Origin of the sequence: Thauera sp. 28, from assembly GCF_000310145.2 — a bacterium.
GTDB lineage: Bacteria > Pseudomonadota > Gammaproteobacteria > Burkholderiales > Rhodocyclaceae > Thauera > Thauera mechernichensis.
Map to the genome: position 1 here is coordinate 1 of NZ_AMXA01000005.1, position 22,015 is coordinate 22,015.

Here is a 22,015-nt window from a genome sequence, read left to right on the forward strand (position 1 = left end):
TCGTCGGCACTGCGGCGGGCGGCGGCGAACGCACTGTCGGCCGGCACCACCAGCGCCGCTCGGCGCGCCTGCGCCAGGCGCTGGCGCTGGGTGTCGAGCTCGACCAGGCCGGTCTCCAAGGCCTGCAAGGCGGTCTTCGCCGCATCCGCTTCGACAAACTGCGCTTGGGCCGCCTGGCCTTGCTGCAGGGCGGTGCGCGCAGCGGCATCGTCGGCGCGCGCCTGCGTTTCGGCGCCGGTCAGTACCGCCAGTTCGGCCTGCAGTGCATCGCGGCGGGCCAGCAGCGCCTCGGGTGCGTCAGCGCCAGCCTGATCGAGCAAGGTGCGGCGTTGCAGCGCGGCCTTCTCGCCACGCTCGCGCAGCGCGGCGGCGTCGGCCTTGAGGGCATCCTGCAGACGCTTGTAGGTGGCGGTGGCGAACAGGGTCTCGAGGATCTTCTCGCGCTCGGCCGAGCTCGCCGCGAGGAGCTTGCGGAACTGCCCCTGCGGCAGCACCACCACCTGGCGGAACTGTTCGGCCTTGAAGCCGAGCAGCTCTTCGACCAGCGCACCAACCTCGGTGGTCTTCTGCGCCAGCGGCGTCCAGGTCTCGCCGTCCGCCTCGAGGCGGTAAAGCTCGGCACGGGCGAGCACCTTGACCAGCTTGTCGCCACGCAGCGCTGCACGCTCCTGCTCGGGCACGCGTCGCACGCGGTAGTGGCGCTGGCCGAGGGCGAACTCGAACTCGACCTCGGTCTGCACGCTGGCGTCGGCATGGTGGCTGCGCATTTCACGCGCGCTGCGCTCGCCGCCCGAGGTGTCGCCGTAGAGGGCGTAGGTGATGCCGTCGAGGATGGACGTCTTGCCGGCGCCGGTGGGGCCGGCGATCAGGAACAGGCAGCCGGGCGGCAACAAGGTGAAGTCCACCGTTTCACGGCCGGCGAAGGGACCGAAGGCCTGCAGGCTGAGCTTGAGCGGTTTCATGCGCTGCGCGCCTCCTGCTCGATGCGGTCGACGATGCGTTCGAGCGCGGCCTGTGCGGCAGGCTCGAGCGCGAGTCCGGTGGTGTCGCGATGGAAGCTGGCGAACAGGTCCTGGATGCGGGTGCGGCGGTGGTCGGCATGGGCACGGCCGGGGCCGTCGCCGGTGAGCACGGGGCGCTCGATGGCGAGCGCGTTCGGGTAAGCCGTGCGCAGCTTGCCCATGGCATCGAGGAGCGCGCCGCTGTCGGTGAGGCGGGCGAGCAGGTAGTCGTCACGCGCCGGGTCGGCGGCAGCGGCGGCGACGATGGCCTCGAGCGTGCCTTCCACGATACGCAGGTCGCGGCGTGGCGTGAGCGCAATGCGCTCGACGCTGCACACGCCCGCGCCGTCGAGCTCGACCAGGGTCACGGACTTGCGCTGGTCCGCCTCGGAGAACGCGTACTTCAGCAGCGAGCCGGCGTACTGGATGCGCGCCTCGCCCACCTGCTGCGCACGGTGCAGGTGACCGAGCGCGACGTAATCGAAGCCGGCGAACACCTCGGCACCGACCGCCCCCGTGCCCCCTACCGACAGCGGACGCTCGGACTCGCTCTCTGCGCCGCCCTGCACGAAGGCGTGGGCAACCACGACCACGCGCCGGCCCGGCGCCCGCGCGGCACGCACGGCCGCGGTCTGCGCGGCAAGCGCGGCGTGGTGGTCGGTGACCGTATCGTCGCCACTGACGCTGCGCACCAGCGCGGGCTCGGCATAGGGCAAGGCATGGATCTCGACCTCGCCGTGCGCATCGTTCAGCACCAGCGGCGCCGCAGCCCACTCCACCGGGCCACGCACCACGAGCCCTGCGCGCTGCAGCAGGCCGGAGCCGAAGGCGAGACGATCGGGGCCGTCGTGGTTGCCCGCAATCATCACCACCGGAATCCTCAACCCGAGCACGAGCTGCTCGAGGACGCGGTCGAGCAGGCGCAACGCCTCTGCAGGCGGCACCGAACGGTCGTAGATGTCACCGGCAAGCAGAACGGCGTCGGGCCGGGTATCGGCAGCGATACGCACGAACTGCTGCAGCGCATGGTCCTGGTCTTCGAGCAGGGAGACGCCGTGATAGACACGGCCAAGATGCCAGTCGGCGGAGTGAAGGAAGCGCATCGGGAGAGGATGGTTGCAGTGGGAGGCATACCGCCGGCGCGGACACCACCGCGCGCTCAGGCAGCGCGGCTCGACGGTGCCGTGCGGGAATCGTCCTACAGCGCAATCCGCACTGTCGGACAGCGTGCAGTCGCCACGGAGCATACATTTGAATCGCATCTCACGGGCGGCGACAGCCGTCCCGCCCCGGTGACATTCCCGTCAAGGAGACCATCATGAAACACACCGCCGTTAGCCTCGCACTTTCCGGCCTGCTCGCCTTCACTGCCGTCGGTTGTGCCGTTACCCGCGACCAATCGACCGTGGGCGAATATGTGGATGACGCCACCGTGACCGCCCGCGTGAAGGCCCGGTTCGCCGACGACCCCACCGTAAGCGCGCTGGCGATCAGCGTCGAGACGCTGAGGGGCACGGTGCAGCTGTCCGGCTTCGCCAAGAGCAGTACCGAACGCAATCGTGCCGCCGAGATCGCACGCGGCACCCCAGGGGTGAGGACGGTAAAGAACGACATCGCGATCCGCCCCTGATCGAACCACTGCAAACGCGGCGGCACCGTGCGGGCACAGTGGCGGCCCGCGCGGCCACTCGGGGACAGCGGGACAAGTACCCGGCCTTGGACTAGCATAGGACACGTTCATGCGCCCACTCCCGGAGGATATGCCCTTGCCGCCCGCGCCGTCCCGTCTTCCGACCCCGCGTACCGGCCTGCTGCTGGTGGTGCTCCTGCTGAGCTTTGCGCTTGGCTCGGCGTGGCTGGTGGCAGGCCAGTGGCAGTCTGAATCGAGTCGTGCGGCCCTGGAGGATCTGCGCGCGCGAACTACACGCCTGCACCACCTCGACACCCTGCTGCTGCAGGTACTCGACGCTGAATCGAGCGTGCGCGGCTACCTGCTCACCCTGAACCCGGGCTACCTCACTCCTTATCAGGACGGTCCGCAGGCACTCGAGCGCACGCTCGACGCGCTGCGTGCAGACGTCTGGACAAGTGTCGATCAGCGCGAGGCCGTGGAGCATCTGGCACTACTGGTCGATATGCGCTGGAGCCTGCTCAGCCGGGCGATCGAGCGCGGCATACCTGCCGACGCCGACCTTCCGGACGGCGGCCCCGGCAAGCAGGTGACCGACGATCTGCGGACGCGCATCATGGCACTGCGCACGCAGACCCAGGCCGAGATCGACGCCACCCAGGACGGTGCTTTCGAACGCTTTGGCGATGCACGCGCGATGAACCGCGTGCTCGGCGCCAGCGTGCTCGCCTTGCTGCTGGTGCTGGTCGTCGTGCTCTACCGCCAGGACCGCCTGCGCGAACACATTGCCAACCTGCTGCGCTCGGAGAACGACCGCCTGCACACGGAGGTCGCCCATCGCACCCAGGCGCTCAGCAGCCTGGCCACTTACCTGACCAACGCCCGCGAAGCCGAGCAGGCCCGCCTGGCACGCGAACTGCACGACGAGCTCGGCGCCCTGCTCACGGCCGCCAAGCTCGACGCCGGGTGGATTGCACGCAAACTGCCGGCGGAGACGATGACGGCGCTGCGCAGCCGCTTCGACCGCCTGCTCGACACCCTGAACCAGGGGATTGCGCTCAAGCGCAAGGTGGTGGCTGACCTGCGCCCCCCGCTGCTGTCCGAGCTCGGCCTTGTCGAGGCGCTGCGCGCACTGCCCGACAGCGGTGACATCGGCGAGCATGGCGGCAAGCTCGAGATCGATTTGCCAGACGCACTGCCCGAACTGCCCGCGCAGACCGCGCTCGCGCTCTATCGCATCGCCCAGGAAGCGCTCACCAACGTGCGCCGCTATGCTTCGGCCACTCGTGTGCAACTACGCCTCCACACCGAGGGCGACGAGCTGGTACTGGAGATCGAGGACAACGGTGTCGGCTTCGACCCTTCAGCACGCGACCACGACCGTCACGGCCTGGCGGGCATGGCACACCGCGTGCAGATGCTGGCCGGGCGGCTGGACATCGACAGCCGCCCCGGCGCTGGCACCCGCATCAGTGCGCGCGTCCCCTTCGCACGCATGCATTGAGCGTGGAGCCATGTTCCGGCGCTGTCTCAGGAGCCAGGCTCGGGGAGCGCAGCCTGCACGAATTCGACCAACTCATCGAGCTGGAAAGACTTGTCGAAGAAGCGCTCGGCGCCAAACTGTTCGCAGCGCGCCCGCACCGGCGGGTGACCGTAGTTGGAGAACACCACGGCTCGCGGACGACCGAAACGCTCAGGTTCGGCCTGCAACCGCTGCAACACGCCCAGGCCGCTTCCGGCGCGCAACTCGAGATCGATGATCGCCAGATCAGGATGCAGGCGCTCGAGTGCTGCAAGCGCGTCCTGCTCGTCCGCGGCCGCCGCCACCACGCCCACGCCATCGAGCTCCTCGAGCATGTCCCGCAGCATGCCGCACAGCAGCGCCGAATCCTCGACCAGGACGATGCGCAACACAGGCGGGTCGTCAGGGCGGGGCGATGCAGTCATCGACATGACGGCCTCACTCGAGAATCAGCCCGTGACGCAGCGCATAGGTCGCGAGCTCGGCATTGCTGGCCACGCCGAGCTTTTCAAGCAGGCGCGTGCGGTAGGTACTGACCGTCTTTACACTCAGACTGAGCACACCAGCGATGTCCGACACCGACTCGCCACGTGCGAGGCGCAGAAAGACCTGGAGTTCGCGGTCAGACAGCTTGTCATGCGCGGCGCCGGACGCTCCGCCGGCCAAGGTCTCGGCAAGCAGCTCTGCCGTGCGCGGCGACAAGTAGCGCCGCCCCTGCGCGACGGTGCGAATGGCGTTGATCAGGTCCTCGCGGGTGCAGTCCTTGCACAGGTAACCATCCGCTCCGTTGCGAATCATCGCCAGCGCATAGCGTTCCTCGGGAAAGCCCGACAGCACCAGAATGCGCAGCTTGTCGTAGCGCTGGCGCGCGGCGCGCAGCACGTCGACCCCGCTCTGCCCAGGCAGCGAGAGGTCGAGCAACAGCACATCGGTCTCATGCTCGCGCAAGCCCTGTAGCGCCTCCTCGCCTGACGCGGCCTCGAACGGAAACTCGAATCCCAGCTCGTCTGCAAGCATCTCGCGAAAGCCTGCACGCACGATCTGGTGGTCATCGACGATGGCGATACGCAGCATGTCCGACGGTCCCATTCACGATGAAGCGCTTGAAAGCATAGCCGATGCGCCGACCGCCCATCCAGGCGTCGGCCATCGGCAAACATCCCGCGGCGCGGCTGGCGGACCCGGGTGCGGACTCATCGCCCCTTGGCAAGATTGACCAGGAAGCTGGCAATGGCCATGACCAGGAACACGACGAACAGGATCTTGGCGATACCAGCCGCACCGGCGGCGATGCCGCCGAAGCCGAACACGGCTGCGATCAGCGCGATGATGAAAAAGATTACGGCATAGTGCAGCATGATGGTCTCCTTTGTCGGCAGCGCCGCCGGGCACGCGCCGCTACCGCGGCCGCCCGGCGCGCTCGGGTGGGCTCAGAAACGGCTTTCCCATTCCTTGACCTGACGCTCGGCCTCGTCGCGGGTGATGCCGTAGCGCTCCTGCAGGCGACCGGCCAGTTCGGTGCGGCGGCCCGCGATGACGTCAAAGTCGTCGTCGGTGAGCTTGCCCCACTGCTGCTGGACCTTGCCCTTGAGTTGCTTCCAGTTGCCTTCGATGATGTCCTTGTTCATGGTTGCTCTCCTTGAAGTTGAGGGTGCAGCGTGGTGCCTTTTGCATGGGAGCGGCCCTTGCTCGGCTCACGGCTTCACTTTAGGCGCCCCCCTGCTCCCGTCCCATCGGCCCGGTCCGAAACCAACGTCGGACTATTCCGACATCACCCCGCGGCGGGCAGGACGCAGGCGGCACACCCCAAGTAGCTGCACCGGCCCGCGAGCGCTGGAAACGCTGCCGCCGAACGCCCCCTCGGACGGCTGCCGCCCGGCACCAGCGCCCTTGCCTGCGCTATAATCCAACGCTTTGTTTTATCTGAACTTCAGGACTCTCCGTGCTCGTCGCAGCCAACATCACCATGCAGTTCGGGGCCAAGCCCCTGTTCGAGAACGTCTCCGTCAAGTTCGGCGACGGCAACCGCTACGGCCTGATCGGGGCCAACGGGGCCGGCAAGTCGACCTTCATGAAGATCCTGTGCGGCGCCCTCGAAGCCAGCGCAGGCAACGTCTCCAAGGATGTCCATGAGCGCATGGCCTACCTGCGCCAGGACCAGTTCGCCTACGAGGACATGCGCGTACTCGACGTGGTGATGATGGGCCACGAGGAACTGTGGGCGGCGATCAAGGAGCGCGACGCGATCTACGCCAACCCGGACGCCACCGAAGACGACTACATGCACGCCGCCGAACTCGAGGGCAAGGTGGGCGAGTACGACGGCTACACCGCCGAGTCGCGCGCCGGGGAACTGCTGCTGGGCGTGGGCATCGGCACCGAACTGCACAACGGCCCGATGAGCGAGGTCGCCCCGGGCTGGAAGCTGCGCGTGCTGCTGTGCCAGGCGCTGTTTGCCAATCCCGACATCCTGCTGCTCGACGAGCCGACCAACAACCTCGACATCAACACCATCCGCTGGCTCGAGGACGTGCTCAACAATCGTGACTGCACGATGATCATCATCTCGCACGATCGCCACTTCCTGAACCAGGTGTGCACCCACATGGCCGACCTGGACTACGGCACGATCACGATCTATCCGGGCAACTACGACGACTATATGGAAGCGTCGACGATGGCGCGCGAGCGCCAGTCTTCGGCCAACGCCCGCGCCAAGGACAAGATCCAGGAGCTGCAGGCCTTCGTGCGCCGCTTCTCGGCCAACAAGTCCAAGGCCAAGCAGGCCACCAGCCGCCTCAAGCTGATCGACAAGCTCAAGCCCGAGGACGTCAAGCCGTCCAGCCGTCAGTACCCGTGGATCCGCTTCGACTACGACGAAAAGGACAAGCTGCACCGCCTGGCCTGCGAGGTGGACAACATCTCCTTCGCCTACGAGGGCATGGACAAGCCGCTCATCAACCGCTTCTCGATCGCGATCGAGGCCGGCGAACGCGTCGCCATCATCGGCGAGAACGGCGTCGGCAAGACCACCCTGCTGAAGCTGCTGGTGGGCGAGCTTGCGCCGCAGAAGGGTGCCGTCAAGTGGGCGGAGAAGGCCAAGCCCGGCTACTACGCCCAGGATCACTCGAGCGATTTCGCCGAGGACGTCAGCCTGACCGACTGGATCGCGCCCTACTCGCGCATCACCGCCGCCGCCACCGGCGAGGACAACGAGACCCTGCTGCGCGGCACGCTCGGCCGCCTGCTGTTCTCGGGCGACGAGGTGAAGAAGTCGGTCAAGGTGATCTCCGGTGGCGAGCAGGGCCGCATGCTGTTCGGCAAGCTGATGCTGTCGCGCCCCAACGTGCTGCTGATGGACGAGCCGACCAACCACCTCGACATGGAATCGATCGAGTCGCTCAACAGCGGCCTCGAGAAGTTCTCCGGCACGCTGATCTTCATCTCCCACGACCGCGAGTTCGTGTCATCGCTCGCCACCCGCATCATCGAGATCAAGCTGGACCGGCAGATCGTGGATTACCGCGGGACCTACGAGGAGTACCTGCAGAGCCAGGGCCTCGACTGATTCACTGCCACAGCGCGCGCAGCGGCGTATCCGGCGCGAACCGTTGCGCCACCTGCGCCTGCAGCAGCTCGGCGGTGGCGAGCGCGTCGGTCAGCGCGTGGTGGGCGCGGTAGCGCGGCAGGCGGTAGCGTTCGCGGCTGTCGGCGAGGCGGATCGACACCTGGTCGTGCTTGCGGCCAAACAGGCGGGCGCGGAGGTTTGCAAGCCAAGCGCCCGTCGCTGGCGCACGATGCAGGCGCGCCTCCAGCTCCATGGTGTCGATCACCGGAAACTCGATGCCTTCGCCGATGCGCGCCTTGAGCGCTGCGGCCAGGAAACTGCGCTCGATGTCGCCGCAATGCACCACCACGACGCGGCCGGCCAACGCCGGCAGCAGTTCGTCCACGATGGCGCCGAGATCGGGTGCGGAGGCGATCTGCGCGTGGGTGATGGCGTGGATCGTCACTGACTCGGGGTGCAGCTCGGCACGCGGGCGCACCACCCAGTAGCGCGAGGCGCTCGAGCGGATGCAGGTGAGATCCATCGGCACCACGCCGATGCTGACGATCTCGTCGCGAACCGGGTCGAGCCCGGTGGTCTCGACGTCGAGCGCGACCATCTGCACGTTCTTGAGCGGCGTTTCGCCCGCGACCGTGCCTGCCGCATAGAAGCGATGCAGGCGCCGATCGCGTGCGGCGGCGGCGAGTTCGGTGAAGCGCGCCGGCCAGTCCCGAACGGCGCGGGCGCGCGGCTCACCGCTGCGTGCAGGCGCGGCGGGCGCGTCCTTCCTGAGGTCGCCAAGGTGAAGCATGGCCGCGCCCTTAGTTCGCCCGCCCGGGCTGGTAGCGGTACTTGAGGAATTTCTGCGCGTTGCCGAGGATCAGGAAGGCATCGCGCAGACTCTTGCGTTCGAATTCGGACAGCTTCTCGGGGTCGATGCTGTTGTCCGGCTCTTCGCCTGCGGCGAGTGACTCGGCCTGGTGGCGGGCGCGCACCATGGCGATGAATTCCAGTGCGTCGTAGAGGTCCTGGCCGCGGCCAAGCGGCAGGATGGCGGCGTCGATGACGTCCTTCAGGCGCTCGAAGGAGTTGAGTGCCATCGAGCCGATCGCCAGCGCGTGGACGCGGGTCAGGTCCGCGAGCGGCGCGGTGCCGCGGCGCTTGATGTTGATGACGCGGCTGTGGCGGCCATCGGATTCGACCACGAAATCCTTGAAGAAACCCAGTGGTGGCGTGCGCTGCAGCGCGTTGCGTGCCATGCAGGCGAGGAAGCGCGAGTTGCCCTTGGCCTTGCGCGCGATCAGCTCGCGCAGCCGCGTTGCCCACTCCAACCGCCCCCAGACGCCGTCGAGGTCGAAGAAGATGCCGGCGTTGAGCAGCGACTCGGGCGTGGGACGCTCGATCCAGTCCGTGAAGGTACGCTCCCACACCTTGAGCGGCTGGCGCCAGCGTTCGTTGCTCGCCATCACGCCGCCACTGCAGTAGCTGTAGCCGCAGCGCGCCAGGCCGTCGCTGACGAATGCGGCAAGCGCCCTGAAGTAGGCGTCGTGCTGCACGGGGTCGAAGCGGTCGTCGAGCACCAGGGCGTTGTCCTGGTCGGTGACGATCATCTGCTCCTGGCGCGCCATCGAGCCGAGCGCGAGGAAGCAGTAGGGCACGGGCGGCGCGCCAAGCTCGGCCTCGGCCAGCTCGAGCAGGCGCTGCTTGAAGCTGCGCCCGATCGCGGCCATGGCGCTGCCGATCATGTTGGCGCTGGCGTCCTCGGCCACCATGCGTGCGAAGCAGGCGCGCACCTCGGGTACGAGGGCGGCGAGTTCATCCACCGAGTGCTGGCGGAAGATGCTGCCGACCAGGAACAGGCTGCTGCGCGACTCGTAGCGAATGATGTCCGACAGCGCGATCACACCCAGCGGACGCTGGTTCCTGAGCACCGGCAGGTGATGCACGTTGTGGCGCAGCATCGCCAGCATGGCCTCGAACACGAGCTGGTTGTGGTTCACCGACACCACGCCGGCCGACATGATCTCGGTCACCGGGGTGTCGTAAGGCAGGCCGGGGGCGACCAGGCGTGTGCGCAGGTCGCGGTCGGTGACGATGCCGGCAAGCTGCGGCAGATCGGGCACCTCCGGGTTGTGTTCGAGAATGAGCAGCGAGGACACGCCCTCCTCGCTCATGCGCTGCGCCACCTCGCGCGCACTGGCGGTGCTGGACAAGGTTACCGCGCTACGTCCGACCAGGGTGTCGATCGTCGCCGACAGCAGGTCGTTGGACTCCTCGCGCTTGGAGACCACCTGGCGCAGCCGTGTGCGGTCCTCGACCTCCACCAGGTCGGCGAAGCGCTCGTGCTGGTCGAAAAGCTCGGCGAAGAGCTCGCGCGGAATCAGGTACAGCAGCGTGTCTTCCAGCGCAGTGACCGGAAAACGCACCCGCCCGTTGCGCAGCAGGCCGAACTCGCCGAAGTAGCCGCCGGCGGTGAGGCGGTTGTAGAGCGTGCCGTTGCGACGGAAGACCTCCACCGCACCGCTGCGCACCACATGCCAGGACTCGGCCACCTGGCCGAACTCGACGATCGCCTCGCCCGCTTTGTAGTAGCGCACGTCGATCGCCGCCGCCACCCGCTGCAATACCTCGTCGGGCAGTTCGTCGAAGGGCGGATGGGCGCGCAGGAAGTCGAGGATCTCGAGTTGTTCGATCTGCATGGCGGGCAGCAGTGGCGAGGGCGAGAGAGAATCGTAGCGCAAGCCTTCAGCCCGTACGCGGCTCCGAGGCCAGGCCCTTGATCACCGCCACCGCCGACATCAGCAGCACGATGGTAAACGGCAGGCCGGTCGACACCGCCATCGCCTGCAAGGCCACCAGACCACCGCCAAGAATCAGCGCAACCGCCACCAGCCCTTCGAAGGTGCACCAGAACACGCGCTGAGGCATCGGCGCATCCACCTTGCCGCCTGCGGAGATGACGTCGATCACCAGCGACCCGGAGTCGGACGAGGTGACGAAGAACACGACCACGAGCACGATGGCGACGAACGAGGTGATCGAGGCCAGCGGCAGCGCGTCGAGCATGGTGAATAGCTGCAGGGGCAAGGCGGCGCCGGCGGCAGCCTCGTAGCCATCCCTGACGAGCTGGCTGATCGCGGTCTCGCCGAATACCGTCATCCACATCACGCAGGCCAGCGAGGGCACGATCAGCACCGAGACGATGAACTCGCGCACCGTGCGCCCACGCGACACGCGTGCAATGAACATGCCGACGAAGGGCGACCAGGAGATCCACCATGCCCAGTAGAAGGCGGTCCAGCCCTGCGAGAAGTTGGCATCGTCACGCCCGATCGGGTTGGCGAGCGCGGGCAGGTTCTGCAGGTAGGCGCCGAGATTGGAGAAGAAGCCGGTCAGGATCGCCAGCGTGGGCCCCACTGCTACCACGAACAGCAACAGCACGACCGCGAGCACCATGTTGATCTCGGACAGGCGCTTGACCCCCGCGTCCAACCCCGCCACCACCGACACCAGTGCAATGGCGGTGATCGCAATCACCAGCACGACCTGGGTGGTGTTGCCGAGCGGTACGTCGAACAGGTAGTTGAGCCCCGCCGAGGCCTGCGCGGCGCCGAAGCCGAGCGAGGTGGCCAGGCCGAACAGTGTGGCAAATACGGCAAGGATGTCGATGACGTGCCCCGGCCAGCCCCATACACGCTCGCCGAGCAGCGGATAGAACACCGAGCGCACGGTCAGCGGCAGACCCTTGTTGAAGGAAAACAGGGCCAGGCCGAGCGCCAGGATGGCGTAGATCGCCCACGGGTGCAGCGCCCAGTGGTAGATGGTCGCTGCCATGGCGAGACGGGTCGCCGCCTCGGCATCGCCCGCTGCGGCCCCCAGAGGCGCCCAGTCGGTGCGCACGCCGTCCTCGACCACGGTGCCGCCAAAAGCGCTGCCGAAGTGGGACAAGGGCTCGGAGACGCCGAAGAACATCAGCCCGATCCCCATGCCGGCCGCGAACAGCATCGAGAACCAGCCGAGATAGGAGTAGTCGGGCTTCGCCTCGGTACCGCCCAGCCTGACCTTGCCGAGCGGCGACACCGCCAGGCCCAGGCAGACCAGCACGAAGACGTTGCCGGCGCTGATGAAGAACCAGTCGAGGTGTGTCGTCAGCCAGCCGCGCAGGCCACTGAAGAGGGGCTCGACATGGTTCTGGAAGGCCAGGGTGAGAATCACGAAGGCGACCACGGCGAGGCCGGAGATCGCGAATACGCGGTTGTGGATGTCGAGGCCGAGCGGCCCCACGTTAACGATGATGTTGTCCTGGCCAACCTTGTAGTCGGTGTCGATCGGATTGACCTGGCCATCGGGGGACATCGGGTCCCTGCGCTCTGTCATTCCAGCTCCTTGTCGTTATATGAAGGGAGGCCGCAGCACTTGCGGCACGAGCCGTAACGGGTCGAGCGAGGCATTTTAACATTTGTCCAAATTAAATTTGCCTAGTTTTTAAAATACCCTTTACCCGCCGCACACCGGCCAACGGACGCCCCCCGCACAGACTCGGCTAGAATCACGCCCAGCGGAGAACGGACATGATCGGCATCTTTCTGATAACGCATGGCACGCTGGGCGAATCGCTCATCCAGTGCTGCTGCCATGTACTCAACAAACGGCCTGTGCAGATCGCGCAGCTTGGCGTATCGGCGCAGGACGACCCCCTGGACGTGCTGCCGCTGGCGCGCAACATGCTGGGCTGGGTCGATGGCGGCGAAGGCGTGCTCGTGCTCACCGACATCTACGGCGCCACGCCGAGCAACATCGCGGCCAAGCTGGTGATGCCGGGCCGCATCGAACTGGTCGCCGGCGTGAACCTGCCGATGCTGCTGCGCGTACTGACCTATCGCGAACGTGACATGCCGACCCTGGTCAAGCGTGCGGTATCGGGCGCCTGCGACGGCGTCCTGCACGTCGACGCCAACTGAACGCGAAGAATAACGAGGACACGGGAAAACCCGGGGGAGACGAGTCCATGCCAAGAGCGGACGCCGACATCATCAACAAGCTCGGCCTGCACGCACGTGCGTCGGCCAAGCTCACCCAGCTCGCCAGCAATTACCCGTGCGAGGTCTGGCTCGAGCGCAACGGCCGCCGCGTCAACGCCAAGAGCATCATGGGCGTGATGATGCTGGCCGCCGCCAAGGGCAGCACGATCACGATCGACACCGAAGGCGAGCAGGCCGACGACGCCCTGCGGGCGATCCGGGACCTGGTCGCGGACCGCTTCGGCGAAGGGGAGTGAGATGCCTTTCACTGTCCACGGCCTCCCGGTCTCGCAGGGCATCGCGATCGGCCATGTGCACCTGATCTCCCACGCCCTGCTCGAGGTCAACCACTACCACGTCGCGCCGCGCCACATCGAGGACGAGCTCGCGCGCCTGGACGAGGCCGTCGCCACCGTGCAGGGCGAACTCGTCGGCCTCAAGGCGGTCACCACCTCGGGCCAGGCCCACAGCGAAGTCGGCGCATTCGTCGACCTGCAGCTGATGATGCTGGCCGATCCGATGCTGGTCGACGCCGCCCGCCAACTCGTCGAATCGCGCCGCTGCAACGCAGAGTGGGCGCTGGTGCAGCAGATGGAGCACCTGGTCGAGCAGTTCCGTCAGATCGAGGACCCCTATCTACGCGAGCGCCAGGCCGATGTCGTTCAGGTGATCGAGCGCCTGGTCAAGGTCCTGCTCGGCCATCCCGGCCACCTGCCGCCCAAGCGGCGCGACGGTCTGGGCACCATCGTCGTCGCCCACGACCTGTCACCGGCCGACACCATCGGTTTTCGCGACCACAACATCGCCGGCTTCGTCACCGACGTCGGCGGGCCGACCAGCCACACCGCGATCGTTGCCCGCAGCCTCAAGATCCCCGCTGTGGTCGGCCTGCACCATGTGCGCGACCTGCTCGAGGACGATGAGCTCGTCATCGTCGACGGCACGCGCGGCGTCATCATCGTCGCCCCCGGCGACGAGATCATCGAGGAGTACCGCCTGCGCCGCAGCGAGCTGGAGATCGAACGCTCCAAGCTCAACCGCTTGCGCGACACGCGCGCCACCACGCTGGACGGCGAAACCATCAACCTGATGGCCAACATCGAGGGCCCCAAGGACCTGCCCGCGGTCAAGTCCGCCAACGCCGACGGCATCGGCCTGTACCGGACCGAGTTCCTCTTCATCGGCCGCGACAACCTGCCCGACGAGGACGAGCAGTACGAGGCCTACCGCGCCGTCGTCAAGGCGATGCCGAGCAAGCCGGTCACCATCCGCACCTTCGACGTCGGCAACGACAAGGCGCTCAACGGCGTGCACTCGCGCATGGAGCCCAACCCCGCGCTCGGCCTGCGCGCGGTGCGCTACTCGCTGTCCGAACCCAAGATGTTCCTCACCCAGCTGCGCGCACTGCTGCGCGCGTCGGCGCACGGCAAACTGCAGATCATGGTGCCGATGCTCGCCCACGCCCAGGAGATCGACCAATGCCTTGCCCTGATCGAAAAGGCCAAGGCTGAACTGCGCGCCGAGAAGCTCAAGTTCGACGAAGGCGTGCAGATCGGCGGCATGATCGAAGTCCCCGCGGCCGCGTTGTCGCTCGGCATGTTCATCCGCCGCCTCGCCTTCCTGTCGATCGGCACCAACGACCTCATCCAGTACACGCTGGCGATCGACCGTTCGGACGAGGCGGTGGTACACCTCTACGACCCGCTCCACCCCGCGGTGCTCAAGCTCATCGCCGGCACCATCGCCACCGGCGCCCGCTACGGCCTGCCCGTGTCGGTGTGCGGCGAGATGGCAGGCGACCTCGCCTACACCGAGTTGCTGCTCGGCATGGGCCTGCGCAACTTCTCTATGCATCCGGGCAACATCCTCGAGATCAAGCAACAGATCCTGCGCGCCGACCTCGGCGAACTCGCACCCAAGGTGCAGCGCATCCTCAAGATGGACGAACCTGCGCGCATCCGCGAGGCGGTCGAACGACTGGTGGCCTGACGCTCACACAGAAAACGCCGTCTGCCGGTACCGGGCGAAGCGGATGTTGCGTAAGCCCAACTTGGGCGAAAAGACCCTGAGGCCCACGTGGCCTTGGTGCTAATCTTGAGCGCAGGATGCACTCGCACGCTCAGGAGACAAGAACATGAAAACCAGCAGCAAAAAAACCCGCTCGATGCTTCGCCCCAGCGTGCTGGCCTTGGCCATTGCGACGGGGTTCCCCCTGATTGCTTCGGCCCAAGCAAGCCTTCCCGCGGAATTCACCGTCCTAGGCTCGCTGGGAGGCGACTACAACCGCCTCGGCAGCTACTACAACAGCCGTGTAGTCTCCGCGGATGGCACGGTCGTCATCGGTTACGGGCAAACGACGGATGGCTACTACAACGCCTTCCGGTGGACCGCTGCCGACGGCATTGCCAGCCTGGGGACCCTGGGTGGCAACTACAGTTACGCCCACAGCATGTCCGCCGATGGCGGCGTGGTGGTCGGGCAGAGCTACCTCACCGACTGGAGCGACTCCCGCGCCTTCCGCTGGACCGAGGCCACCGGCATGATCGATCTCGGCACCCTGGGCGGCAACTACAGCTATGCCTACGGTGTCTCCGCGGACGGTAGCGTGGTTGTCGGACAGGCCCGCACGGCGATGAACCAGGACCGCGCCTTCCGCTGGACGGAGACCACCGGCATGGTCGATCTGGGCACCCTGGGCGGCAGCTACAGCTACGCGACCGGTGTGTCTGACGATGGCAATGCCGTAGCCGGATATTCATACACTGCAGCAAGCCATGGCCATGCATTCCGCTGGACGGAAGCGGATGGGATGGTCGACCTCGGCACCCTGGGCGGCACCTACAGCTACGCATACGGTATTTCCGGCGACGGCAGCGCAGTGGTCGGCCACGCGGACACAGATAGCGGACACTCGCACGCCTTCCGCTGGACCGAGGCCTCCGGCATGACCAACCTGGGCACACTGGGTGGCAACTGGAGCTACGCCTACCGGGTCAACATCGACGGCAGCGTCGTGATCGGATACGCGCGCACCGAAGAGGACCATTACCATGCCTTCCGCTGGACCGAGGCGGGCGGCATGGCCGACCTCGGCACCCTGGGCGGCAACTATAGCTGGGCGAGCGGGCTCTCGGACGACGGCAGCGTCGTGGTCGGAGTCACGTACGACGCAGACTCGATCTACCAGCCCTTCCGCTGGACGGCCGCAACGGGCATGCAGTCGGTGTCGGACTGGCTGGCGGGCGCGGGCGTGACCACGCCCGAAGGCTGGCGGCTGGCAGACGGTGGCGAGGTCGGCGTGAATAGCCTCGGCAACGTCATGGTCGGCACCGGTCGGGATGCAGAGGGGCGCAATCAGGTGTGGCTCGCACGAGTGGGTCACGGCAGCGGCATCATCAGCGTGCAGGACTGGCTGCGCAGCGTCTCCGGCGCCGGCCAGGCATTCCATTCCGGCTTGCAACTGACCAACCTGCCGCTCAATGGCGCCCACCATCGCCCGCTGATGAGCTATCCACAGCTCGGCAGCACGAACTGTTTCTGGGCGACCGGCGATCTCGCCCGACACGAGAACAAGGATGCCCGCGTTGGCACGGGCGAGGTGGGTGTGTGCACCGACTTCGCTGGCGGCGCCGTGCGCGCCGGGGTCGGAGTCGGCATCGGACGCCAGACTCAGGATCTCGCCTTTGGCGGCCGCAGCAAGGTCGACGGCCAGTTCCTGGTGGGCGAGGTGAACTGGCGCCCTGAAGGCTCCCCCATCGTCGGCTCCGTCACCGCAGTGCTCGGTGATTGGGATGCCGATATCCGGCGCGGCTACATGAACGGCACGACGCAGGAACGTTCGAGCGGCAGCCCGGACGTCGACGCACTCGCACTGCGCTTGCGTGCGGACTGGTTCGACGCCGCACGGCTGGGCTCGGCGACACTGACGCCCTGGGCCTCTTACACCTGGAGCCGGGTCAAGGTCGACGGCTACACTGAGAGCGGCGGCGCTTTCCCCGCTACCTTTGACGGCCAGAAACATAACGCCGACGAGCTCCGCCTCGGCGTCGCCGCCGACTGGAGCTTGACGCCGGCGACCGGGGTCCGCGGCACGATCGAGACCGTTCATCGCCTCGACGACCGTGGCCCGGCGCTATCTGGCAGCGAGGCGAGCGGTCTGCTCAGCTTCAACGAGCCAGGCGCCCGCATCCGCAAGAACTGGCAGCGTGTCGGCGTCGATGTGGATCACCGCATCAAGCCGAACATGGTTGTGACCGTGTCGGCGCATGCCGCCACCTCCGGCGAGGACCCGAGCTACTCCGCCGCGGTTTCGCTGCGCCTCGGCTTCTGACGGCTGCAGCCTTCGTCCTACCGCCACCGTGCCGGGTCCCGCCCTGGCGCGGTGGTTTTGACCTTTCTCATCCACTTCATCCGGAACCGCAGCAAGCGCCCCCCCAAGCATGGACTTCGTAAGCACGATGCCTGGCCTGCACTGGCCAGCGTTGCCGGGACCAAGGGCGATCATGCGCCTCGGGCTGCTGCATCAGTTCGCAGCCACGCAATGGTGGCCTGTCGAGCGGCTGGCAAGCATGCAGTTGCGCCAGCTTGCCGAGCTCGTCGCCCACGCCCGCAAGCACAGCCCCTACTACGCCCGCACGCTCGCACACCTCCCCGCGCAACTGGACGAAAGCGCATGGCGGTCGATCCCGGTCCTCAAGCGCGACACCGTGCAGGAAGAGAAAGCGGCGCTGCGTAGTACGCATTGCCCGCAAGCGCATGGTGGTCGCGAAACCATTTTCTCTTCTGGCTCGACAGGCAAGCCGATCGCCGTCGAGCAAACCACGCTCACCCAGTTGTTCTGGGAGGCATTCACGCTTCGTGACCACGAATGGCATGCGCGTGACGTGGCGGGCAAGCTGTGTTCAATCCGCTTTTTCCCCGATGGCAGTGCCGCGCCCCCCCAGGGTGGGCGTGGCCCGAACTGGGGCAGCGCCACGGCCGACCTCGTCCGCACCGGCCCCGTTGCCATGCTGGACGTACGCTCGAGCGTCGACCAGCAGATCGCTTGGCTGGAGCGCGAACAACCCGAATACCTGCTGACCCACCCCACGATTCTCGACACCCTTCTGCGCACCCTTGAAGACGGCAGGCCGTTGCGGCTGGAGCGCCTGCGCGAGGTCCGCACGGTAAGCGAAGCGCTGCCCGAAGGCTTGCGCGAGCGCTGCCGGCAATTGCTCGGTGTTTCCCTGACCGACATCTACAGCACGCGCGAGACGGGCTACCTCGCGCTGCAATGCCCCGAGCACGATCACTACCACCTACAGGCCGAGAACGCCCGCATCGAGATCCTCGACGCCGGCGGCCAGCCCTGCGGCCCCGGTGACATCGGACGAGTGGTGGTCACACCGCTGCACAATTTTGCCTTCCCGCTGCTACGCTACGAAGTTGGCGACTATGCCGAAGTCGGCGAACCTTGCCCCTGCGGTCGCGGCCTGCCGGTCATCAGGCGCATCCTTGGCCGCCAACGCAACATGCTGCGCCTGCCGGACGGTCGATGCCACTGGCCGATCCTGAACTACAAGGCCATGAACACCATCGTGCCATTGCGACAGCTGCGCATGATCCAGGTCGAGCTCGAGCGTATCGAGGTCGACATCGTGGCCACGCACCGACCTGATGAAGCCACGGAGCTGCGCCTCGGCGAGGAGATACAGCGCAACCTGGGCTACCCCTTCAAGCTCGAGTTTCACTATGTCGACGCCATTCCACGCTCCGCAGGCGGCAAGTTCGAGGACTTCATGTCGCGGGTCGCATGAGTCCGCACAGTGATGAGCACATGATGACGGCGTCGATTTCACCTACCGCAAGCCTGCTGCCCAGCAACGCGGCATTGCTCGCATTCTGGGAAACACTGCTGGCGGGCTCGCTCGCCACCCACGAGTTCGAGGACATGGTCGGCAGGCATTGGCAGGAACGACGTTTCCTGCGCCGCTGCCCGGCTGCTGTCGATCAAGTCGAGGAGATCATGCGCGCACGCCACGACCTCGAGTCCGCGGGCTATGGTCATGACATCGGCGACATGCGTTTCGAGAGCCTGCTGCTGACCCGGTCGATCGGCGGACCGTCGGCAATCCACGTGCGCGCCCCGGCCGAGCGCCACCCCGATGGCCCATTGAGGACACGCAACCGCGAACCCCATGTACACGACTCGGGGCGTATTGCGCTGATCACCGCGGACAGCGCCACGTTCTTCATCGAACATCCGGGCCGGCGAGGCGAAGCAGTACTCAGGGTGGCGGTGGCGCGCGGCGACATGCTGTTCTGGCCCGCCGGCCTCGCCCACACCTTCGATGCTGGCAAGGGATTCAGCCTGGTCTCGGCCATGGCACGCCACGTCCCGCCTGCATCCACCGAGTTCGCCTTGCCGGCGTCGGCGCTGGGACTCGATCTCGACGCCTGCGAGGCGTTCGACTACGGCGACATCGAAGCGCAGATTTCACCTCTGCCCCCCGCTCGACACGGATGACAGCGGCTTCGACCGCCATGCGCACGGAGCTGCCCTGGCTGCTCGGCGGACGCCCGCTGCGACCCGACCGCGGCGGCTACACCGTGACGATGCGGGAGGACGAAGGCACCGCCCGCGCTCTCGCTGCGCTGCGCGCGAGCCGGCGCGCGGCGCCCTGCATCCATGTCGGCTGGGGCAGCTTTCGCAATCTCGACATCGCCGCGGCCAGAAGCTCCGCCAGCGTGTATCTGTGCGACATCAATCTGCACCAGTTCCGCGTCTGGCGAGCAGTACGCCAGGCATTGCGCAGGGCCGACTCACCCGCAGCCTTCGTGGATGCAGTCACCCCGAAACTGCCCCAGCGCCCTCGCCTGCGGATGTTCTCCACCGACGTACGGGACTGGATTGGCCGTGAGCTGTCCCGCCCCGACAGCTGGCTCAACGAACGTTCGACAGAGCGCTACCGGCACATACGCGAGCTGTTCGAAACCGGCGCCGTCAGAGTGCTGCAACTGGATCTTGCAACCTCGCCCGACGCCCCGCTACGGCCCTTCGGACGCCTTGCCGCACGACTCTCGGAGCGGGCAAGCAACGACGGTTTCGCTGTGGACACGGTATACGTGTCGAACATCCCGTTCATGCTGCAACAAGCGGTAGGCTTCTTCGGGGAAGACCAATCATCGGACGGACGGAGCGTATCCGCCGCGTTGCACGCAGTCCGCCACAACCTTGGATTGCTCGCCTCGCCCGCCGCCCTGTTGATCACGGCTGAGCACCTGGCAACGACGAGCACGAACGACAATCTGCAATGGCGCACCGAGGTACTGCAGCTCGATGCGTATCTGCAAGCAGGACTGCCTTGAGGCGGCGCCACGACGCATAACCGCAGTCACTCCGTCATCGCTGACACCACCTGCCGGGCTCACCTGGACACATTGCGTCGGACGGCCTGCGCCCAGTAGAATGGCGACCTTGTTCGCTTCGGCCAGGGGCCGGATGCGCATGGCGGGTGTCGTATAATGGCTATTACCTCAGCTTCCCAAGCTGATGACGAGGGTTCGATTCCCTTCACCCGCTCCACCTGAATTCAAGCACTTGCGCCAATCCTCCGGGGTTGGCGTTTTGCTTTCATGGCTCATGTAGCCGAGACGAATGCCATTCGGATGTACTGAAGAAGGAATTGTTCTCGGGCCGGCAGTCCCTCTTACCAGTCGCCGTCAGCTGGCTGCAGCCGGCGGCGTCGCGTAGCCATCGACGATGCGATCGATTTGTGCACAGGCCTCGATCAGCGCTTCATCCCCCCAGCGCCGCCCGACACACTGCAGACCGACTGGCAGGCCATCGACCGGGCCAGCCGGCAGCGAAACCACGGGGTGACCGGTCAGTGAAAACAGCCCCACCATACTGACGGTGGCCTCCAGAAAAGGGAGGGCCCGGTCACCGACCACCAGTGTCGGCGGCTTGCCCAGCGGCTTGAGCGCGAACGCCGGATAAGCGGTCCGCGGTGCCGTGGGGCAAATCAGCACATCGTGGTCATCGAGGAAGTTCTCCATGGCACTGATCAGCTGATCCCGGATGTTGAGCGCGGCGTTGTAGCGACGCCAGTCAAACCGCAAACCTTGCGTGAAGGCTCGGGTGAGAGGCTGGCGCTTGGGAATCAGGCGACCGGCCATCGCGATCAGATGACGCTCCCAGGGCTTGAAGGCCAGACCGATCTCGGCGCCGGCGAGCACACCATAAGCGTATAGGGCACGCTCAGGATCGAAGGCGTCGGGAAAACACCGTACAACCTCTACGCCCGCATCGGTGAGCCGCCCGATGGTCCGATCCAGGCCGGCACGTGTACGATCGCACAGGGGCAGGCCGGCGAAGTCATCCCACCAAGCGACGCGCAGCCGGTCAGTGCGGGCACGGCCGGCCACTCCGGCGACCGGCGGCACCTCGGTATCGATACGGTCCGGCCCCGCCATGACCGACAAACCAAGCGCCAGATCCTCGATCGACCGGGTCAGTACGCCGAAACTGAGCATGTGTCGGACACTGCGCGGCTGCCCGGGCAGATGCGGAATGTGACCGGTTCTCGGAATACGGTTCTCCGTGGCCTTGAGTCCATAGACGCCACAGTAGGCCGCCGGGATGCGGATGGAGCCGCCCAGGTCGCTGCCCGGGTCCATGTACGAGAACCCCATGGCCACCGCGGCGGCGGCACCGCCGGAACTGCCGCCCGGGGTGACATCGTGACGCCATGGGTTGCGTGTCGCCCCGAATACCGGACTGATGCATTGAGGGTCGCCAGCCAGTCGGGACAGGTTCGTCTTTCCCAGGATGATTGCACCCGCCTGGCGCAAACGCGCAACCACGGTCGCATCGGTGTCAGGCACGTAGTCAGCCAGCGGCGGGTGGCTAGCGGTCGTGCGCATGCCAGCCGTGGCAAACGCATCCTTGACAGTGATGGGCACGCCCCGCAACGGCAGCTTCGCAGGGTCATGGACAGACTCACGGTCACAGGCCTCGGCCTGCCGGCGCGCAGACGCCGCATCCAGGGTCACCACGGCGTTGATGATGCCGTTGGAGAGATCGATACGCGTCAGACACCCGTCCACCGTGGCCGCCGCGCTCGTCGTGCCGATCGACATGGCTTGATGCAGCCGGGCAACCGAATTGCTCAAGATGATGCTCCTCTGGCCGGAAGCAAACCAATCATGACATTTGCTTTTCGATGTACATCAAAATTGATATTCTCAACGGATATCGTTTGAGCTTTTGTTCAAGCGAAATCCGCTTGTAAAGGCGAATTTTCGGTTGTTCGT

Annotated in this window: 20 protein-coding genes and 1 tRNA gene; 11 read left to right on the forward strand and 10 right to left on the reverse strand. The window is 66.4% G+C overall.

The features are described 5' to 3' along the window. On the reverse strand, positions 1–962 hold a 962-nt coding region (locus tag C662_RS05625), incomplete at its 3' end, for an AAA family ATPase (RefSeq protein WP_002925982.1). After that, complete coding sequence (locus tag C662_RS05630; RefSeq protein ID WP_002925986.1) at positions 959–2,104, reverse strand: exonuclease SbcCD subunit D; 1,146 nt, start codon at positions 2,102–2,104, stop codon at positions 959–961. The genes C662_RS05625 and C662_RS05630, both read right to left, overlap by 4 nt. 215 nt (positions 2,105–2,319) lie before the next feature. On the opposite strand from C662_RS05630, the gene C662_RS05635 reads away from it, so the two are divergent. Together C662_RS05635 and C662_RS05640 are read left to right on the forward strand one after the other, a co-directional pair. Continuing rightward, the gene (locus C662_RS05635) at positions 2,320–2,631 is read left to right on the forward strand and encodes a BON domain-containing protein (protein WP_002925989.1); all 312 of its coding nucleotides are present in this window, start codon (positions 2,320–2,322) and stop codon (positions 2,629–2,631) included. A gap of 109 nt (positions 2,632–2,740) precedes the next feature. Continuing rightward, entirely contained in the window at positions 2,741–4,135 is a 1,395-nt protein-coding gene (locus C662_RS05640; protein WP_157354464.1) for a CHASE3 domain-containing protein, read from the forward strand. A gap of 26 nt (positions 4,136–4,161) precedes the next feature. Here the strand turns inward: C662_RS05640 and C662_RS05645 are convergent, their stop codons facing one another. The 4 genes from C662_RS05645 to C662_RS05660 all read right to left on the reverse strand — a co-directional run bounded on the left by C662_RS05645 (position 4,162) and on the right by C662_RS05660 (position 5,781). After that, positions 4,162–4,584 (reverse strand): response regulator, encoded by a 423-nt coding sequence (locus tag C662_RS05645; RefSeq protein ID WP_002925992.1) that lies wholly within the window; start codon positions 4,582–4,584, stop codon positions 4,162–4,164. Positions 4,585–4,591: 7 nt separating this feature from the next. Beyond that, a complete protein-coding gene (locus C662_RS05650; protein WP_002925994.1) occupies positions 4,592–5,227 on the reverse strand; it encodes a response regulator in 636 nt (211 codons plus the stop codon). Positions 5,228–5,346: 119 nt separating this feature from the next. Next, complete coding sequence (locus C662_RS20005) at positions 5,347–5,511, reverse strand: DUF1328 domain-containing protein (protein WP_002925996.1); 165 nt, start codon at positions 5,509–5,511, stop codon at positions 5,347–5,349. Between the two features lie 72 nt (positions 5,512–5,583). Continuing rightward, positions 5,584–5,781, reverse strand: coding sequence for a CsbD family protein (locus C662_RS05660; RefSeq protein WP_002925999.1), 198 nt, complete (start codon positions 5,779–5,781; stop codon positions 5,584–5,586). 314 nt (positions 5,782–6,095) lie between these two features. Between C662_RS05660 and C662_RS05665 the strand changes: the two genes are divergently transcribed. Continuing rightward, the gene (locus C662_RS05665) at positions 6,096–7,721 is read left to right on the forward strand and encodes an ABC-F family ATPase (RefSeq protein WP_002926001.1); all 1,626 of its coding nucleotides are present in this window, start codon (positions 6,096–6,098) and stop codon (positions 7,719–7,721) included. Between the two features lies 1 nt (position 7,722). Here the strand turns inward: C662_RS05665 and C662_RS05670 are convergent, their stop codons facing one another. Genes C662_RS05670 through C662_RS05680 form a run of 3 tightly spaced genes read right to left on the reverse strand, consistent with a single transcriptional unit; the run spans position 7,723 to position 12,077 of the window. Then, positions 7,723–8,511 (reverse strand): 3'-5' exonuclease, encoded by a 789-nt coding sequence (locus C662_RS05670; protein WP_002926002.1) that lies wholly within the window; start codon positions 8,509–8,511, stop codon positions 7,723–7,725. Between the two features lie 10 nt (positions 8,512–8,521). Next, positions 8,522–10,399 carry a DUF294 nucleotidyltransferase-like domain-containing protein gene (locus C662_RS05675; RefSeq protein WP_002926004.1) on the reverse strand — a complete coding sequence of 626 codons (1,878 nt, stop codon included), beginning with the start codon at positions 10,397–10,399 and terminating at the stop codon, positions 8,522–8,524. 46 nt (positions 10,400–10,445) lie between these two features. Beyond that, positions 10,446–12,077, reverse strand: coding sequence for a BCCT family transporter (locus C662_RS05680; RefSeq protein ID WP_002926006.1), 1,632 nt, complete (start codon positions 12,075–12,077; stop codon positions 10,446–10,448). A 194-nt stretch (positions 12,078–12,271) separates the two neighbouring features. On the opposite strand from C662_RS05680, the gene C662_RS05685 reads away from it, so the two are divergent. The 8 genes from C662_RS05685 to C662_RS05720 all read left to right on the forward strand — a co-directional run bounded on the left by C662_RS05685 (position 12,272) and on the right by C662_RS05720 (position 20,285). After that, entirely contained in the window at positions 12,272–12,661 is a 390-nt protein-coding gene (locus C662_RS05685; protein ID WP_002926009.1) for a PTS sugar transporter subunit IIA, read from the forward strand. A gap of 47 nt (positions 12,662–12,708) precedes the next feature. Further along, complete coding sequence (locus tag C662_RS05690) at positions 12,709–12,978, forward strand: HPr family phosphocarrier protein (RefSeq protein WP_002926011.1); 270 nt, start codon at positions 12,709–12,711, stop codon at positions 12,976–12,978. 1 nt (position 12,979) lies between these two features. Beyond that, positions 12,980–14,710, forward strand: a complete 1,731-nt coding sequence (gene ptsP / locus C662_RS05695; RefSeq protein WP_002926013.1) for a phosphoenolpyruvate--protein phosphotransferase — start codon at positions 12,980–12,982, stop codon at positions 14,708–14,710. Between the two features lie 145 nt (positions 14,711–14,855). Next, positions 14,856–17,051: an autotransporter domain-containing protein gene (locus C662_RS05700; RefSeq protein WP_002926016.1), complete on the forward strand. Its 2,196-nt coding sequence runs from the start codon at positions 14,856–14,858 to the stop codon at positions 17,049–17,051. A gap of 172 nt (positions 17,052–17,223) precedes the next feature. Then, the gene (locus C662_RS05705) at positions 17,224–18,516 is read left to right on the forward strand and encodes a phenylacetate--CoA ligase family protein (protein WP_002926020.1); all 1,293 of its coding nucleotides are present in this window, start codon (positions 17,224–17,226) and stop codon (positions 18,514–18,516) included. Next, positions 18,513–19,226: a hypothetical protein gene (locus C662_RS05710; RefSeq protein WP_232431447.1), complete on the forward strand. Its 714-nt coding sequence runs from the start codon at positions 18,513–18,515 to the stop codon at positions 19,224–19,226. Before C662_RS05705 ends, C662_RS05710 begins: the two co-directional genes overlap by 4 nt. 17 nt (positions 19,227–19,243) lie before the next feature. Continuing rightward, positions 19,244–20,068 (forward strand): LIC_10091 family protein, encoded by an 825-nt coding sequence (locus C662_RS05715; protein WP_002926024.1) that lies wholly within the window; start codon positions 19,244–19,246, stop codon positions 20,066–20,068. A 142-nt stretch (positions 20,069–20,210) separates the two neighbouring features. Next, positions 20,211–20,285 (forward strand) — tRNA-Gly (locus tag C662_RS05720). A 137-nt stretch (positions 20,286–20,422) separates the two neighbouring features. On the opposite strand, the gene C662_RS05725 is transcribed toward C662_RS05720, so the two are convergent. Further along, entirely contained in the window at positions 20,423–21,874 is a 1,452-nt protein-coding gene (locus C662_RS05725) for an amidase (RefSeq protein ID WP_002926026.1), read from the reverse strand. Positions 21,875–22,015 lie beyond the last annotated feature (141 nt).